The following is a 14,503-nucleotide window of genomic DNA, read 5'->3' as shown; positions in this document are numbered from 1 at the left end:
GCGCCGCGCGCGGCGCGGTGCGTCACGCGTCGCCGACGTCGAGCGCTCGGGATTCGTCGGCGTCGTGACGCTGCACGCACCGCAGCACCGACAGTCCGTCGGCCGTCAACGCGGGCCGGCGCGCGCCCGAGGCGTCGTCGCGCTGCAGCACGATCAGCGCTTGTTCGACGAGCGCGACGACGTCGTCGCGGTCGATCTGGATCTGTTCCGGCGCGCGGTGCACCAGGAACAGCGCGGCAAATTCATGGGCGGTCAGCATGCTCGTTCCCCGTTGGCGGCGACGCGCGACGCGACACCGGCGTCGCATCGGCAGCCGGCGCGAAGCGCACGCCGGCGACGTTACGAGCATGCAGGGATCGTGCCCACCCGCGTCGCGCGACCGGCGTCCGTACGGTGCGCGCGCCGCGCGATGTGGCACCGGACGGCGCGTTGGAGCCGCTGCAAAGTTTTCAACGGCATGTAAGGGCGGGCGAGTGAAGGCGGGCGAGTGAAGGCGGCGGAAGCAACACGCCGGCAAACGCGATCCCGTCACCCCTGGCGAAACAACCCGCCCCGCCCGCGCTTGGCCGGCGCACGGAAATACCCGCTATGCAGCACCACGTCGTGGTCGCCGCTCGCCAGCACGTCCGCGCACGCGGCTTCGATACGCGCGCGGCCGCGCTCGAACGCGTCGCGCAGGTCGGCTTCCAGCGCGGACTGCGCGCCGAAATGATCTTCCAGCGCCTCGACGGTGATCGCGCAGGTCTGTGGCACGCCGGCGACGTCGACGACGAAGCGCAACTGCAGCGCCGCACCGTCGAACGTGGGCGGTTCGTCGGCGAGCGTCACGGGGCGGGCGGAATCGGCCGGCATCGGCTCATGCCCCCCGCGACGCGAGGCGCTCGACGAGCGCGCCGTTGAACGCGGGCAGGTCGGCCGGCTTGCGGCTAGTGATCAGGTTGCCGTCGCGCACGACCTCCTCGTCCACCCACTTGCCGCCCGCATGGCGGATATCGTCCTGCAGGCTCGGCCAGCTCGTCATCGTCTTGCCCTCCACGAGCCCGGCCGACACGAGCAGCCAGCCGCCGTGGCAGATCGCCGCGACCGGCTTGCCGGCGCCGACGGCCGCCGTCACGAATTCGCGCGCGGCCGGCAGCATCCGGATCGCGTCGCCGTTCACGACGCCGCCCGGCAGCACGACCGCGTCGTAGTCGCCTTCGCGTGCATCGTCGAACGTGCGGTCGACCTTCACGCGCTCGCCCTTGTCGACGTGCCGGAAACCCTGGATCTCGCCGCGCTTCTGCGAGATCACGTCCACCTGCGCGCCTTCGGCCGCGAGCGCGCGCTGCGGTTCGACGAGCTCGGCCTCCTCGAAGCCGTCGACCGCGAGAATCGCTACCTTGCAATGATCCAGCCTGCCGCTCATGAATGCCTCCGTGAATGGGGGATAGGGATAGGGCGGCACACGTCGTGCCGTGCCGTGATGCAGCAATCGCCGTTCCGGCGGCCCGACCGCGGCGCGCCCAACGCCCTTTCCGACATCGGTCGGGGAACGACCCGCAATCGGGTAAGACATACTCCACCGAGGCCGCTCGCCCTGTGACGACACCGCCCCGCTGCAAAGATTTCAACCCGATGTAACACGACGCCGTGCGTCGAGCCGGCGATTACTGCAGATGGCGTGCGGCGTCGAGCATGGCGTCAGTCAACTCGATCGTCAGCGTCAGGTTCTCGTCGGTATCGGGCAATTGATCGAGCGTCTGCTGCACGGCATCGTGCAGCATCGCGTGCACGCGCATGCGCGCGCCGTCGTCGAGGTCCGCGTAGCGTTCCATCGTCGAGCATTCGAGCGCGAGCACGACCGAATGTCGGGCCGCCTCCGGCGGCGCCTCGACGGCATTCGCCCACGCCGCATGGAACATGACCCTGCCCGTCTCGACGTCCACGTGGACCGTCGTGTCGAGATCGTCCGTGTCGACTGCATCGTCGTCGAGCCCGTCGTGCTCCAGGGAAATCCGGGAATTCGATTGCATGATGTCCTCCTGCGTGGTGGCGGCGCGCCCGTCCGGGGAAACCGCGCCGCCATCGCGCCGTGCCGGCCGCGCCGGCACGACACCGTCAATAACCGCTGGACCCGCCGCCGGCGGCCCCGCCGCCGCCCGAGCCCGTCGAGCCCGCCGAACCGCCGCCGCCGGTACCCATACCGCCGGCACCCGTCCCGCCGGAGCCGCCCGCACCGCCGGCCCCACCCGAGCCGCCGCCGACACCGCCGCCCGTGGCGCCGCTGCCGCCCTCGCCCGCGCCGTTCGGGCCGCCGCCCGGCTTCGTGTGACGGGCCGACGCGCCGTGCGAGCGCATCCCGTGCTTCGCGCCGTGCCGTTGCGTGCCCGCGGGCGGCGGCGGCGCGGCCGTATTGCCGTTGGCGCTCGGCGTCGACATGTCCATCGACGGATTCGGCGCGCCGGTGCCCTCGTCCGAGCGCTGCGAGTTCTGCGCCCACGCGGCCGGCGCGGCCGCGACGATCGCGACGGCCGCGCAGGCCAGCACGTGCCGCGCGACGAACTTCGATTCGAATGCTGACTTCATGGCGTTTTCTCCCTATGGATGATCGCGTGATGGAGATTCCTGCTCCGATCTTTCAGCAAGGGCCATGCCGGAGCGCGGACGACCTGCGCGACGCGGCACGCGGTTTGCGTCGCCCCCTTCCGTCCGCCTGTCCCGCAATCCCATACGGAGCCCCTGCCTTATGCCTTCCGCTTCTGCTTCCCACTCGCACGGCAAGCGCCACACGCGCCGCCCGGGCCGCGCGCGAAGCGCCGATCCGGCCCACCGCAAGCGCTGGTCCGGCGAAGTCATGCAAAAAAGCGATGCGCTCGACCTCGAGCCCGACATCTTCAAATCCGACGATCCCGCCGCGATCGCCGCGTCGCTGAAGCGCTCGGCCGAACACAGCCGCCGCCGCAAGGCATCGCCGTTCCAGTCGGCGATGTCGATGCTGAATTTCTACGTGAACCGCGCGGGTCGCAACCTGCCCAAAACGCGCCGCACGACGCTCGAACGCGCAAAGAAAAAATTGCGCGAGGCGTTCGGCCGCAAGCCCTGACGATCGGCGCGCAATCCAATCCGAATTGCCGCGATCGCACGCATGCACGAAACCCTCTGGTACCTGATCATCGGCGCGGTGCTGTTGGGCATGGGCGTGGTGACGTCCACGCTGCGCCACCTTCCATGCAGCTCGGCCATGATTTACCTGGTGCTCGGCATCGGGCTCGGCCCGGCCGGCGCCGGCCTCTTGCACCTCGACCTCGAACGCGACGGCCGCCTGCTGCGCGAGATCGTCGAAGTCGCGCTGCTCGTGTCGCTGTTCGCGATCGGGCTGCGGTTGCGCGTGCCGCTGTCCGACAAGCTGTGGCTCGTGCCGTGCCGGCTCGGGCTGTTCGCGATGATCGTCACCGTGCCGCTGCTCGCGGCGTGCGCGGTGCTCGCGCTGGGCCTCGGCTGGGGCCCGGCGCTGCTGCTCGCGGCGATCCTCGCGCCGACCGATCCGGTGCTCGCGCACGACGTGCAGGTGCACGATCCGGGCGATCGCGACCTGGTGCGCTTCGCGTTGTCCGGCGAAGGCGGGATGAACGACGGCATCGCGCTGCCGTTCGCGCTCGCGGGGCTCGCGCTGTGCGGCGCCCCCGGCGCGACGCACGGCATCCCGCCGCTGTCGGGTACGTTCGCGCTCGTCGCGCTGTGGGGCATCGCGGGCGCGGCCGCGATCGGCGGCGGGCTCGGCTGGGTCACGACGAAGACGATCGGCTGGCTGCGCACGCGCCACGCGCAGGCGCTCGGCCTCGAAGGCTTCTTCGCGCTGGCGCTGATCGTGCTGTCGTTCGGCGCCGCGCAGCTCGCGCATACGTTCGGCTTCATCGCGACGTTCGCCGCCGGCGTCGCGATGCGGCGCGTCGAGCATCGCGCGAGCGGCGACCGCCCGCCGCGCGAAGTGATCGGCCAGATCGATTCGGAAGACGTCGTCGCCACCGAAAAGCATCCGGAGAAAGCGCATGCGTTCATGGCCGAATCGGTGCTCGGCTTCACGATCGAGCTCGAACGGATCGCCGAAGCGATCGTGATGACGATGATCGGCAGCGTGCTCGCGACGCTGCCCGGCCCGCTGATCACGTGGGGCGCCGCCGCGCTGGCCGCCGTGCTGTTCGTCGCGGTGCGCCCGCTCGCGGTGCTGGTCACGCTTGCCGGCTCGCGTGCGACTCATGCGCAGCGGCGGCTGATGGCGTGGTTCGGCATCCGCGGGATCGGTTCGTTCTACTACCTGCTGTTCGCGCTCGAGCATGGACCGTCCGACGTCGTGCGCCCGCTCGCGGCGCCGGTGCTGGCGGTCGTGTCCGCGTCGGTGGTCGCGCACGGGATTTCCGCGACGCCGCTGATGAACTGGTATTACCGGCTGCAGCATCGGCGCTGACGGTCGGTCATGCGTCGGCGCCGAGCCGTGCCCGCATCGCGGCGGTGATGCGCTGGCGCGCCTTCGCGTAACCGTCCCACGGATCGCGCTTCAACGTGTCCAGACGTTCGTGCAGCGTGTCGATCGTCCATTGCGCGCCGCCCGTCGTGTCGGGCACCTCGTCCCAGTCGAGCGGCACCGACACGCCCATGCCGGGGCGCGCGCGCACCGAATACGCGGCGATCGTGCTCGCGCCGCGCCCGTTGCGCAGGTAGTCGATGAATATCTTGCCGCGCCGGTGGCGCGGCCCCATCGTCGCGGTGAAACGGTCGGGCAGCGTGCCGGCGACGTGCTGCGCGACCGCGCGCGAAAAGTCCTTCACGTCGTCCCAGCCCGCATGCCGCGTAAGCGGCACGACGACGTGCAGCCCCTTGCCGCCGCTGGTCTTGCAGAACGACACGAGCCCGAGCTCGTCGAGCAGCCCGCGCACGAGTTGCGCGGCGTCGATCATCGTGCGCCACGGCAACGCCGGGTCGGGATCGAGATCGAACACGATGCGGTCGGGCCGCTCGATGTTCGACGCGTGCGCGTTCCACGTGTGCAGTTCGACCGTGCCCATCTGCGCCGCGCCGAGCAGCGCATCGACGCCGTCGATCGACAGCAGCGGCCCGTGGCCCGGGTCGAGCCCTTCGTGCTGCGTGACGAACGGGATCTCGCGGCGCTCCGCGTGCTTCTGAAAGAACAGCTCGCCGGCGATGTCGCCCGGTGCGCGGACGAGCGAGACGGGGCGGCCTTTCAGGTCGGGCAGCAGCCACGGCGCGACCCATTGCCAGTACCGCGCGAGGTCGATCTTGCGCGTGCCGCTTTGCGGGTCGAGCACGCGCTCGGGATGCGTGATGCGCACGCGGCCGAGCGTGTCGGCATCGGCCCGCGCGCCGCGCGCATTGCCCGCGCTCGCGTGACGATCGTTGCGCGACGGCCGCCGCGGCTTGTCCTGCGTGGTCGAACGCTGATCCATCGCCCCCTCCGTTTCCATGTGTTTCGGCCTCTCGCGGACGATCTGTTCCGCCGGCTTGTCCTCGCGCAACGCGATGAACGCGGCCTGCCGCACGATGCCGTCGCCGGTCCATTCGGCGAATTCGCATTCGGCGACGAGGACCGGCTCGACCCAGTGCACGCGCGTGCGCGTGCGTTCGCGCGGCGGCGCATCGAACGGCATCGTGTCGCGTTCGTGCCGGCGCAGGATCGCGGCGAGACGATCGAGCATCCGTGCGTCGAAGCCGGTGCCGACGCGGCCGACGTAGCGCAGCGGCCCGGCCCCGCGCGGCCGTTTGCCGGCCGGCGCCGGTTCGTGCACACCGAGCAGCAGCGCGCCGAAGCCGTGCCGGCTGCCCGACGGCTCCGTGAAGCCGCCGATCACGAACTCCTGCCGGCGCCGGCATTTGAGCTTGATCCACGCGGGAGAACGGCCGGCGCGATAGCGCGAGTCCGCACACTTGCCGATCAGCCCTTCGAGGCCGGTGTCGCAGGCACTCGCGATCAGCGACGCGACGTCCTCGCCGAGATCGGGCGAAAAACGCACGCGCGCCGGATCGCTGTTCGCGAGCAGCGGTTCGAGCAGCGCGCGACGGGCCGTAAGCGGCGCGTCGCGCAGGTCGTATCCGTCGAGATAAGGCAGATCGAACACGAAGAAAACGATCGCGTCGGCCCGTCCGGTGCCGAACGCGTTCTGCAACGCCTGGAAATCGGGCAGGCCGTTGTCGCCGAGCACGACGGCCTCGCCGTCGAGCCATGCGTCGTCGACGTCGAGCGCCGCGAGTGCGTCGCGCTGCGCGCGCAGCTTCGCGGTCCAGTCCCGGCCTTCGCGCGTCATCAACGTGACGCGCCGGCGCGCGCCCTTCCCTGCGATACGCGCCAGGATCCGATAGCCGTCGAACTTCAGTTCGTAACCCCAACCGGCCTGGGTCGGCGGTGCGTCGACGAGCGTCGCGAGTTGCGGCGCGACGCGCTCGGGCAGCGGCGCACGCACCGCACCTTCGACTTGCGACGGTTCGGCAGGGCGCCGGCTGTCGCGTCGCGCGTTGCGGGCCGCGCCGGTCGATCCGCGGGGCCGCGCCGCGCCGTTGGACGCACCGTCGTGCACGCTTCCCGGCCGCTCGCCGACGACGTCGAATTCATCCGCGCCGCGTGCTTCGTCGTCGCGCTCCTTGATCAGCAGCCACTGCTCCTGGCGCCCTTCCTGCCGGCCGCTGCGCACGAGCGCCCAGCCGCCGTGCAGCTTGCGGCCGTCCAGCCGGAACGTCAGCTTGCCGGCCCGGTAGCCTTCGCGCGCGTGCGCGATGCCGCCATCGGGCGTCCACGTACCTTCGTCCCAGACGACGACCGACCCCGCGCCGTAATGCCCGGCCGGGATCTCGCCTTCGAACGACGCGTATTCGAGCGGATGGTCCTCGACGTGCACGGCGAGCCGCTTCACCCGCGGATCGAAGCTCGGCCCCTTCGGCACGGCCCACGACTTCAGCGTGCCGTCGAGCTCGAGCCGGAAGTCGTAGTGGAGCCGTCGCGCGTGGTGCTCCTGGATCACGAAGCGCAGCGGATGACGTGTGCGCGCGGCAGGCTTCGTGTCCGCTTTCGTCCGCGCTTGCGCGCGACGCTTTCCGTGCGCCCCTTCGGGCTCGGGCGTCGCGCCGAAATGGCGCTTGCGGCGATACGGATCGAGCTTGCCGGCCATCGCGTCACCTCGTCGGAGTCGGAGTCGGAATCGGCGACATCGGCATCACGCCGCGTGCTTGCGGCGCACGGCGGTCTTCTTCGCCGCAGGGTCGCTCGCCGCGCCGCGTTTCGCGGCGGTTCGCTTCGCCGCGGTTTTCGTCGCCGCGCCTTTCGATGCGGATTTCGCCGTGGTTTTCGCCGCCGGCTTGCGGCGCGCGCCGCCCCGCGACGACGACGCGTCACGCTCCGCTTCATCGCGCTCGTCACGCAGATCCGCCGCGCGCGCGCCCGCGCCGCCCTTCAGGCTGCGCTTCAGCAGCTCGGTGAGATCGACCACGTTGCTCGCCGCGCGGCCGGTCTGCGCGGGCCGGTCCTCGATCTCCTCGATCTTGCCCGCGCGCACCTTGCGCTCGACCAGTTCGAGGATGTCGTCGCGAAACGTGTCGTGATATTCGTCGGGCGTCCATTTGCCGGACATGTCGTCGATCAGCTTCTTCGCCATGCCGAGTTCGCGCGCGGTGACGCCCGCGCCCTTCGCGTCGTCGGCCGGCACCGACAATTCGTCGAGCGGCCGCAGTTCCTCCTGCCAGCGCAGCGTATCGAGCGCGAGCATCGGCCCGACCGGGATCAGCGCGCCCAGATGCTGGCGGTCGCGCATCACCACGAGCGCGATGCCGATCTTGCCGCTGTCCTTCAGCGCGTCGCGCAGCAGCGCGTAGACCTTCTCGCCCTTGCGGTCGGGCACCAGGTAGTACGGCGTGTCGAGGTAGAGAAACGACACGGCATCCTCGTCGACGAAGGTCAGGATGTCGACGGTCTGCGTCGATTCCGGGTTCGCCGCGCGGATCTCGTCGTCGCTGAGCACGACGTAGCGCTCCTTCTCGTATTCGTAGCCGCGCACGATGTCCTCGCGCGCGACCTCCTTGCCGGTGCGCTTGTTGATCTGCCGATAGCCGATCGGGTCCATCGAGCGCTTGTCGAGCATCCGGAACGACGGTTTCACGGTGCGCGTCGCCGGGAACAGCTGCACGGGCACGTGCACGAGCCCGAAGCTGATCGCGCCTTTCCATATCATCCGCGGTGCCATGCGTGGTTCCTCCTTGCCGGATGCGCGCCCGCCCGAGAGCGGGCGCGCCGTACGGCGCTAGCCGCCGCCGGCCCTATGCCGGCAGTTCCGCCGCCTGCTGTTCGCGCGCCCACACGCGATGCTGGCCGAGGTGATCCGACAACGCGTTCAGCACCTTGTCGAGATCGACCGCCTGCCCGACGCACACGCCTTCGGCCGGATCCGGCAGGTGGGCGGCGCTGAGCAGTTGCCGCCCCGACCCGACGGCCGCGATCGGCTTCAGGTGCTTGAACGCCTCGCGCACGAAGTGGCGTGCTTCGGCGCTGTGCGCGAGGTCGCGCCCATCGCCGTCGCCGCCGCACACGAACACCGCGTCGAACATCACCGACGGCATGCCGGCCAGCGTCGCCTCCGGCACGATGCCGCCGATCGGCGCGAGCGTCGGTGCGACGATCGTCGGCACCGCGTGCGCGGCCTGCAGCGCGTCGCGCACCTGCTCGACCAGCACCTGATTCACGCCGGGCGTCGCGATCAGCGCGATCTTGCGCGAGCGGATGCCGGGCTTCGCGCGGCCGATCAGGCTCAGCGCGGGCGAGCGCTGCGCGACGGCCGGCGTGGCCGCCGCCTGCGGCGCGGGCAGCCCGAGCCGTTCGGCGACCTGCGCGGCGAGCCCCGCGTCGAAGCGCGCGATGATCTCGTTGACCACCCGTTCGCGAATCTTCGGCTGCGTCACCTTGCCGAGTTCGAAGCAGTACGCGTCGCGGATATGCCGCTGCTCGATCTCGGTCATGCTCTGGTAGAACAGCGCGGCTTGCGAGAAATGGTCGGCGAACGATTCGCTGCGCACGCGCACCTTGTGACCTTCGAGCGGCTCCGGCACGGTCTCGAAACCGCCGCCGGACGGCGCCGGCGGCGTCTCGCGCGGCCAGCCGCCGCTCGTCGAGTTCGGCTCGTACGACGCCTGCCCGACGTTGATCGTCTGCCGGTGCATCGCGTCGCGCTGGTTGTTCGCGAACGGACACACCGGCCGGTTGATCGGAATCTCGTGGAAATTCGGGCCGCCGAGCCGGCTCAGTTGCGTATCGGTGTACGAGAACAGCCGCCCCTGCAACAGCGGGTCGTTCGTGAAATCGATGCCCGGCACCACGTGACCCGGGTGAAACGCGACCTGCTCGGTCTCCGCGAAGAAGTTGTCGGGGTTGCGGTTCAGCGTCATCCGGCCGATCGGCCGCACCGGCACGATTTCTTCCGGTACGAGCTTGGTCGGGTCCAGGAGGTCGAAGTCGAATGTGTCGGCATCGGCCGGATCGATCATCTGCACGCCGAGCTCGAACTCCGGATAGTCGCCGCGCTCGATCGCCGTCCACAGGTCGCGCCGGTTGAAATCCGGGTCGTGGCCGGCGATGCGCTGCGCCTCGTCCCACAGCAGCGAATACGCGCCGCTCACGGGCCGCCAGTGGAATTTCACGAAACGCTCTACGCCGGCCGCGTTCACGAAGCGGAACGTGTGCACGCCGAAGCCGTCCATCGCGCGATAGCTCGCCGGCAACGCGCGGTCCGACATCAGCCACAGCACCATGTGCGTGGTTTCCGGCACCAGCGACACGAAATCCCAGAACGTGTCGTGCGCGGACGCGCCGGTCGGCATCTCGTTCGGCGCCTCCGGCTTCACCGCGTGCACGAAGTCGGGGAACTTGATCGCGTCCTGGATGAAGAACACCGGCATGTTGTTGCCGACGAGGTCGTAGTTGCCTTCGTCGGTATAGAACTTCACCGCGAAGCCGCGCACGTCGCGCACGGTGTCGGACGACCCGCGCGGCCCCTGCACGGTCGAGAAGCGCACGTAGACCGGCGTTTCGGCGGCCGGGTCCTGCAGAAACGCGGCCTTCGTGTAGTCGGCCATCGGCTCGTACACGCGGAACACGCCGTGGGCGGCCGAACCGCGCGCATGCACCACCCGCTCCGGAATTCGCTCGTGATCGAAATGCGTGATCTTCTCGCGCATGATGAAGTCTTCGAGCAGCGACGGGCCGCGCGCGCCGCCTCGCAGCGTGTTCTGGTTGTCGGCGATCCGCACGCCCTGGTTGGTGCGCAACGCTTCGCCGTCGGGCCGCGCGCGGTTCTCTTCGAGCTGGCGCGACTTCGCGCTGTCGGGCGGTTGCGTCGGCGGGGTCTGGCCGGCGGATGGGGGATTCGTCATCGTCAGGAGTCCTCGTGGGATTCGCTAGGGAACCGCCGCACGACGACGCGCCGCGGCGCGCGCGTGCGGACGGCAGGGAAAGCCGGCCCGATGCCGCGAAACGGTCTCGAATGGCCGCGAACGACCGCGGGCCGGCCGTGGCGTCAGGGCGCGCGCAGGGCCGCGTCGAATTCGGCGCGCGTCACGTCGAGCGCCACGTTGCATTCGATCGCGGCATCCTCGATGCGCGGCTTGTGCTCGTCCACCGCGCGCCGCGCGCGGTCGCACAGCTGCGTGCGCACGCGCAGCCGGTCGGCCGCTTCGAGCGACGCATAGCGTTCGACCACGTCCGCATCGAAGCGCATGTCGACCGCGCAGCGCCATTCGCGCGCGTCCTCGGCGGACGGTACGCGCACCCACGACACGTGGATCGTCAGCCGTCCCGATGCGTCGTCCGCATGCACGACGACGGTCGACTGGGACGGAAAGCCGATCGCGAACGCGTGCTCGAGTTCCTTCACGCGCTGCGACCGGTCGGGCGTCACGCTCATCGTCGCACGACGCCCAGGAGCAGCGTGACCAGGAAGATCACGACGAAGATGTAGAACAGGATCTTCGCGATCTCGGCCGCGCCGGCGGCGATGCCGCCGAAGCCGAACACGGCCGCGATGATCGCGATGACGAAGAAAATGATGGCGTATCGAAGCATGGAACCCTCCTGGATGACAGCAGTCGTCACTAAACGTCGGCGCCGGTCACGCATCGTGCTTGTGTTTCGGTTTGCCGTGCGTGGGCGTGGACGCCATTTTCTCGAGCTCTTTCTCGCTCATCGACTTGGCCATCGATTTCGCCGGCGGCTTGAGATCCTTCATTTTCGCGTCGCCGCGCTTGGCCGACAGCGCGGCCCCCGCGGCACGCTGCTGGGCCTGGGATTTGGCTGGCATGGTTGCGCTCCTCTCGTTGGCGCGCGAGCCGACGCAACGCGCGGCACGCGCGGGTTGGAACAATCGGGCCGTCACGCGGCGTCGCGACGCCGCAGGTCGGCCGGCGGAATCTTCATCGCCTGGCGATACTTCGTCACCGTGCGACGCGCAAGAAGAATGCCGCGGCCCGCGAGGTTCTCGGCGAGCGCGACGTCGGACAGCGGATCGGTCTGCCGCTCGGCCGCGATCATGTCGCGGATCAGCACCTTCGCGGCCGATGCCGAACACACGCCCTTGCCCGCCGCCTCGAGCTTGCGCGGGAAGAAATGCTTGAACTCGAACGTCCCGTGCGGCGTGGCCATGTACTTGTTGCCGGTGGCGCGCGAGACGGTCGATTCGTGCAGGTCGAGTTCTTCCGCGATGTCGCGCAACACGAGCGGCTTCATCGCGATCTCGCCGTAGCGGAAGAAATCGCGCTGTCGCGCGACGATGCATTCGCCCACGCGCTGAATCGTGTCGAAGCGCTTCTGCACGTTGCGGATCAGCCAGCGCGCCTCCTGCAGCTGCTGGCCGAGCGGCGAATCGCGCTCGCCGCTGGACTGCGCGAACAGCGTCGCGTAGCGCTCGTGCAGGCGCGCACGCGGCAGCACGGCCGGATTGATCGTGACGATCCATTCGTCGCGCACCTGGCGCACGATCACGTCGGGCACCACGTAATCGCCGCGCGTGCTGCCGTAGTGATTGCCGGGGCGCGGGTCGAGCCCGCGCACCAGCGCGCAGGCCGCGTGCAGCGTCTGCGCGTTGCAGCCGAGGCGCCGCTGGATCTCGGCCGTCTCGCGGCGCGCGAGCCGCTCCAGATGCTCGCGCGCGATCGCTTTCGCTTCCGCGAGCGCCGGCGTGCCGGCCGGAATCGCATCGAGCTGCAACACCAGGCATTCGGACAACGAACGGGCGGCGATCCCCGGCCGGTCGAGCATCTGCACGAGCCGCAGCGCGACCGCGAGATCCTGCTCCGACAGCAGCCACGCCGGATCGGCGGCGACCAGGAGTTCGGGTAGCGCCTGACGCAGGTAGCCGTCGTCGTCCAGCGCATCGATCACGAGGCGCGCGGCTTCGCGATCGCGCTTGTTGAGCGGATAGAGCCGGAGCGCATCGTGCAGCTGCTGATGCAGCGACGGCTCGGCGGCCATCCATTCGCCGGGCGACAGGCCGTCGCCGTCCTCGCCCTGGCGGCTCGTGCCGCGCGGCGCGGGCGCGGCGGTAAACGGCACCTCGCCATCCGGCGGACGGATTTCGTCGGGCTCGGGCGCCGCGTCGGGCGCGGTCGCTTCGGTCGGCTGCTCGGGCGTCCCGGCAACCGTTTCCTCGTCGCCCAGACCGTCTTCGAGAAACGGATTCATGTCGAGCGCCTGACGCAATTCCTGTTGAAATTCGAGCGAGGACAACTGCAGCAGCCGCAGCGACTGCTGAAGCCTCGGCGTAAGTGCCAGATGCTGTCGCATCTGCAGCGCAAGCGAGACGGGCATCGAAAGCCTCCTGACGGTTCGGTTCGCGGTATGTCTTCTACCGGACGTCATGCAGCTTCCGTGCCAATCGCGCGAAGCGCGGTACGTCGCGGCTCTCGCGGGTTCGAACCCCGTCTCGCCCCATGCCGAGAAAGCTTTTTTACAAGCGGGGGGAAGTTTGGGGCACGCATTTCGCTCGGGGAAAAAACGCGCGTCGTCACCGCTTCGCATCGATGCGGTCGACCGCCGAACGATCGAGAAACGCGGTCGTCAACTCGGGCAGATGACGCAGCAACCATGCGGCCATGTCGCGCTCCTGCTGCAGGATCCGCTCGCAACACGCGCGGATCTCTTCCTCGCCGGCCGCCTGCGCCGCCGCGACGAGCGCCGTGTACGCGGCGATTTCGAGTTGCTCGAACGCATAGCCGGCCAACACCGTCTTCACGACTTCGTCGTCGGCCAGCATGTCGCTCGCGATCTGCCCGTAGGCGGCGACGCGCGCGGACAGATCCTTGGTCGCCGACGGCGACGTGCCGAGCCGCATCAGGCACGCTTCGACGAGCGCCTGCTGGCCGAGCGTCTCGTCGAGATGCAGCCGAAGCCGATCCTGCAATTGCGGATAGTGACCGACCCGCTTCATCTGCGCGTCGATCATCGTCTCGGCCTGGCGCTCCATCGCGTATGCATCGCGCAGCCAGTCCTCCAGGTGCTCGTGCTGATTCGCCATCGCATTCCTCCGGCCGCATCGCGATGCGGCATGCCGTGACGCGGCGTCGCGTCACGACGCGTCAGGTCAGTACTGCATCGGCGGCGGCGTGCCCGGCAGCGGCGGATCGCCCTGCGTGCCGTTCGGGCCGGGCGGCGGCACGTCGGCCGGTTCGCCGACGGTCGCGCCCTGCGGCATCGTGTTGCCCGGCGACGGACGCGTGTCGTAGCGCGTATTCGCGTCCGGCATCGTCGTGGTCGACTGCCCGCCGCGGCCGTCGGGCGGCGCGGGCGGCGCCGCATGCGCGCCGTACGGGCCGCTGGTCGGTTGCGTGCATGCGCCCAGCGCGCACGCGGCGGCGAACGCGCAGGCGCCCACCCGTATCGTCTGGATCGTGTTCATCGAATCCTCCCGGGAGTCGACGGCCCGGAGCAACGCCGCGGCGGCGCCGCTCAGAGCCGGTTGAAATGGAAATCGCCCGCGTACGCGGTCGGCCCGCGGCGCGCCATCATCGCGTCGAATTCGGCCGCGACGCGCGTGAGCGCGCCGCGCTGCCGTTCGACATCGGCCCGTTCGAGCGCGGCGAAGGCGTCGGGGTCGAACGTGACGGTCAGCGACGCCGGATGGCCGTCGACGTGAAAGCCGACGTGCAATGCACCGGCCGGCTGCTCCTCGACGTGGAACGGCATCTCGCGCGCCTCGAAATGGCGGCCGAGCGTCTCCGCGATGTCGCGCAGCAGGCCGGGTTTCACGCGAATGCTCATTGCAGGCCCTCCCTGCGTACGAGCGGCATCGCGCGCACCGGCGGTTCCGGGGACGGTGGATCGCGTTCCGGCGGCGCATGCCCGGGCGGGTCGCCCTCCGGTTCCCGGTACGGTTCGGGCATGTCCGGCGGCACGTCGTCGGGATCGGGCGGCTCGGGGTCCGGCTCGATGTCGGGGATCGGTGGCTCGGGCCGTTGCAGCCACCGTGCGAGTTCGGGTGTCATC

18 protein-coding genes are annotated in these 14,503 nt (G+C 69.9%); 2 read left to right on the top strand and 16 right to left on the bottom strand.

Annotated features, from left to right (window positions below):
* Positions 1–22 precede the first annotated feature (22 nt).
* From WT53_RS30255 to WT53_RS30235, 5 genes are all read right to left on the bottom strand, one after another.
* Positions 23–259: a hypothetical protein gene (locus tag WT53_RS30255; protein WP_034209238.1), complete on the bottom strand. Its 237-nt coding sequence runs from the start codon at positions 257–259 to the stop codon at positions 23–25.
* Positions 260–528: 269 nt separating this feature from the next.
* Complete coding sequence (locus WT53_RS30250; protein WP_034209239.1) at positions 529–852, bottom strand: DUF1488 domain-containing protein; 324 nt, start codon at positions 850–852, stop codon at positions 529–531.
* A 4-nt stretch (positions 853–856) separates the two neighbouring features.
* On the bottom strand, positions 857–1,405 hold the full coding sequence (locus WT53_RS30245) for a type 1 glutamine amidotransferase domain-containing protein (RefSeq protein WP_034209240.1): 549 nt from the start codon (positions 1,403–1,405) through the stop codon (positions 857–859).
* A 241-nt stretch (positions 1,406–1,646) separates the two neighbouring features.
* Positions 1,647–2,012 (bottom strand): DUF3022 domain-containing protein, encoded by a 366-nt coding sequence (locus tag WT53_RS30240; protein WP_034209241.1) that lies wholly within the window; start codon positions 2,010–2,012, stop codon positions 1,647–1,649.
* An 85-nt stretch (positions 2,013–2,097) separates the two neighbouring features.
* Entirely contained in the window at positions 2,098–2,565 is a 468-nt protein-coding gene (locus WT53_RS30235) for a hypothetical protein (RefSeq protein WP_034209242.1), read from the bottom strand.
* A 160-nt stretch (positions 2,566–2,725) separates the two neighbouring features.
* On the opposite strand from WT53_RS30235, the gene WT53_RS30230 reads away from it, so the two are divergent.
* Positions 2,726–3,082, top strand: a complete 357-nt coding sequence (locus WT53_RS30230) for a DUF3175 domain-containing protein (RefSeq protein WP_034209243.1) — start codon at positions 2,726–2,728, stop codon at positions 3,080–3,082.
* 42 nt (positions 3,083–3,124) lie between these two features.
* Complete coding sequence (locus WT53_RS30225) at positions 3,125–4,444, top strand: cation:proton antiporter (protein ID WP_034209244.1); 1,320 nt, start codon at positions 3,125–3,127, stop codon at positions 4,442–4,444.
* A gap of 7 nt (positions 4,445–4,451) precedes the next feature.
* On the opposite strand, the gene ligD is transcribed toward WT53_RS30225, so the two are convergent.
* The 11 genes from ligD to WT53_RS30175 form a co-directional block, all read right to left on the bottom strand.
* Positions 4,452–7,154 (bottom strand): DNA ligase D, encoded by a 2,703-nt coding sequence (ligD, locus tag WT53_RS30220; protein ID WP_034209245.1) that lies wholly within the window; start codon positions 7,152–7,154, stop codon positions 4,452–4,454.
* Positions 7,155–7,199: 45 nt separating this feature from the next.
* The gene (locus WT53_RS30215) at positions 7,200–8,222 is read right to left on the bottom strand and encodes a Ku protein (RefSeq protein ID WP_034209246.1); all 1,023 of its coding nucleotides are present in this window, start codon (positions 8,220–8,222) and stop codon (positions 7,200–7,202) included.
* A 73-nt stretch (positions 8,223–8,295) separates the two neighbouring features.
* Positions 8,296–10,401, bottom strand: a complete 2,106-nt coding sequence (gene katE / locus WT53_RS30210) for a catalase HPII (RefSeq protein WP_034209247.1) — start codon at positions 10,399–10,401, stop codon at positions 8,296–8,298.
* A 143-nt stretch (positions 10,402–10,544) separates the two neighbouring features.
* The gene (locus WT53_RS30205; protein WP_034209248.1) at positions 10,545–10,931 is read right to left on the bottom strand and encodes a DUF3022 domain-containing protein; all 387 of its coding nucleotides are present in this window, start codon (positions 10,929–10,931) and stop codon (positions 10,545–10,547) included.
* Entirely contained in the window at positions 10,928–11,089 is a 162-nt protein-coding gene (locus WT53_RS33175; protein WP_006498332.1) for a DUF1328 family protein, read from the bottom strand. The genes WT53_RS30205 and WT53_RS33175 overlap by 4 nt, the downstream gene beginning before the upstream one ends.
* A gap of 46 nt (positions 11,090–11,135) precedes the next feature.
* Positions 11,136–11,324, bottom strand: coding sequence for a DUF3008 family protein (locus tag WT53_RS30200; protein ID WP_034209249.1), 189 nt, complete (start codon positions 11,322–11,324; stop codon positions 11,136–11,138).
* Positions 11,325–11,395: 71 nt separating this feature from the next.
* Positions 11,396–12,829 (bottom strand): RNA polymerase factor sigma-54, encoded by a 1,434-nt coding sequence (gene rpoN / locus WT53_RS30195; RefSeq protein ID WP_034209250.1) that lies wholly within the window; start codon positions 12,827–12,829, stop codon positions 11,396–11,398.
* A 196-nt stretch (positions 12,830–13,025) separates the two neighbouring features.
* The gene (locus WT53_RS30190; protein WP_059821645.1) at positions 13,026–13,535 is read right to left on the bottom strand and encodes a DUF892 family protein; all 510 of its coding nucleotides are present in this window, start codon (positions 13,533–13,535) and stop codon (positions 13,026–13,028) included.
* 66 nt (positions 13,536–13,601) lie between these two features.
* The gene (locus WT53_RS30185; RefSeq protein WP_034209252.1) at positions 13,602–13,916 is read right to left on the bottom strand and encodes a hypothetical protein; all 315 of its coding nucleotides are present in this window, start codon (positions 13,914–13,916) and stop codon (positions 13,602–13,604) included.
* Between the two features lie 50 nt (positions 13,917–13,966).
* Complete coding sequence (locus WT53_RS30180) at positions 13,967–14,278, bottom strand: hypothetical protein (protein WP_059502851.1); 312 nt, start codon at positions 14,276–14,278, stop codon at positions 13,967–13,969.
* Complete coding sequence (locus tag WT53_RS30175; RefSeq protein ID WP_059780011.1) at positions 14,275–14,502, bottom strand: hypothetical protein; 228 nt, start codon at positions 14,500–14,502, stop codon at positions 14,275–14,277. The genes WT53_RS30180 and WT53_RS30175 overlap by 4 nt, the downstream gene beginning before the upstream one ends.
* Position 14,503: the final 1 nt, after the last annotated feature.

Source organism: Burkholderia sp. MSMB2157WGS (genome assembly GCF_001532755.1).
Classification (GTDB): domain Bacteria; phylum Pseudomonadota; class Gammaproteobacteria; order Burkholderiales; family Burkholderiaceae; genus Burkholderia.
Note: the sequence above shows the minus strand (reverse complement) of the source record. Positions and strands in the feature narration are given on the sequence as shown.

Coding starts and splice junctions, on each gene's coding strand:
- WT53_RS30255 (WP_034209238.1), bottom strand. CDS start 259: ATGCTGACCGCCCATGAATTTGCCGCGCTGTTCCTGGTGCACCGCGCG.
- WT53_RS30250 (WP_034209239.1), bottom strand. CDS start 852: ATGCCGGCCGATTCCGCCCGCCCCGTGACGCTCGCCGACGAACCGCCC.
- WT53_RS30245 (WP_034209240.1), bottom strand. CDS start 1,405: ATGAGCGGCAGGCTGGATCATTGCAAGGTAGCGATTCTCGCGGTCGAC.
- WT53_RS30240 (WP_034209241.1), bottom strand. CDS start 2,012: ATGCAATCGAATTCCCGGATTTCCCTGGAGCACGACGGGCTCGACGAC.
- WT53_RS30235 (WP_034209242.1), bottom strand. CDS start 2,565: ATGAAGTCAGCATTCGAATCGAAGTTCGTCGCGCGGCACGTGCTGGCC.
- WT53_RS30230 (WP_034209243.1), top strand. CDS start 2,726: ATGCCTTCCGCTTCTGCTTCCCACTCGCACGGCAAGCGCCACACGCGC.
- WT53_RS30225 (WP_034209244.1), top strand. CDS start 3,125: ATGCACGAAACCCTCTGGTACCTGATCATCGGCGCGGTGCTGTTGGGC.
- ligD (WP_034209245.1), bottom strand. CDS start 7,154: ATGGCCGGCAAGCTCGATCCGTATCGCCGCAAGCGCCATTTCGGCGCG.
- WT53_RS30215 (WP_034209246.1), bottom strand. CDS start 8,222: ATGGCACCGCGGATGATATGGAAAGGCGCGATCAGCTTCGGGCTCGTG.
- katE (WP_034209247.1), bottom strand. CDS start 10,401: ATGACGAATCCCCCATCCGCCGGCCAGACCCCGCCGACGCAACCGCCC.
- WT53_RS30205 (WP_034209248.1), bottom strand. CDS start 10,931: ATGAGCGTGACGCCCGACCGGTCGCAGCGCGTGAAGGAACTCGAGCAC.
- WT53_RS33175 (WP_006498332.1), bottom strand. CDS start 11,089: ATGCTTCGATACGCCATCATTTTCTTCGTCATCGCGATCATCGCGGCC.
- WT53_RS30200 (WP_034209249.1), bottom strand. CDS start 11,324: ATGCCAGCCAAATCCCAGGCCCAGCAGCGTGCCGCGGGGGCCGCGCTG.
- rpoN (WP_034209250.1), bottom strand. CDS start 12,829: ATGCCCGTCTCGCTTGCGCTGCAGATGCGACAGCATCTGGCACTTACG.
- WT53_RS30190 (WP_059821645.1), bottom strand. CDS start 13,535: ATGGCGAATCAGCACGAGCACCTGGAGGACTGGCTGCGCGATGCATAC.
- WT53_RS30185 (WP_034209252.1), bottom strand. CDS start 13,916: ATGAACACGATCCAGACGATACGGGTGGGCGCCTGCGCGTTCGCCGCC.
- WT53_RS30180 (WP_059502851.1), bottom strand. CDS start 14,278: ATGAGCATTCGCGTGAAACCCGGCCTGCTGCGCGACATCGCGGAGACG.
- WT53_RS30175 (WP_059780011.1), bottom strand. CDS start 14,502: ATGACACCCGAACTCGCACGGTGGCTGCAACGGCCCGAGCCACCGATC.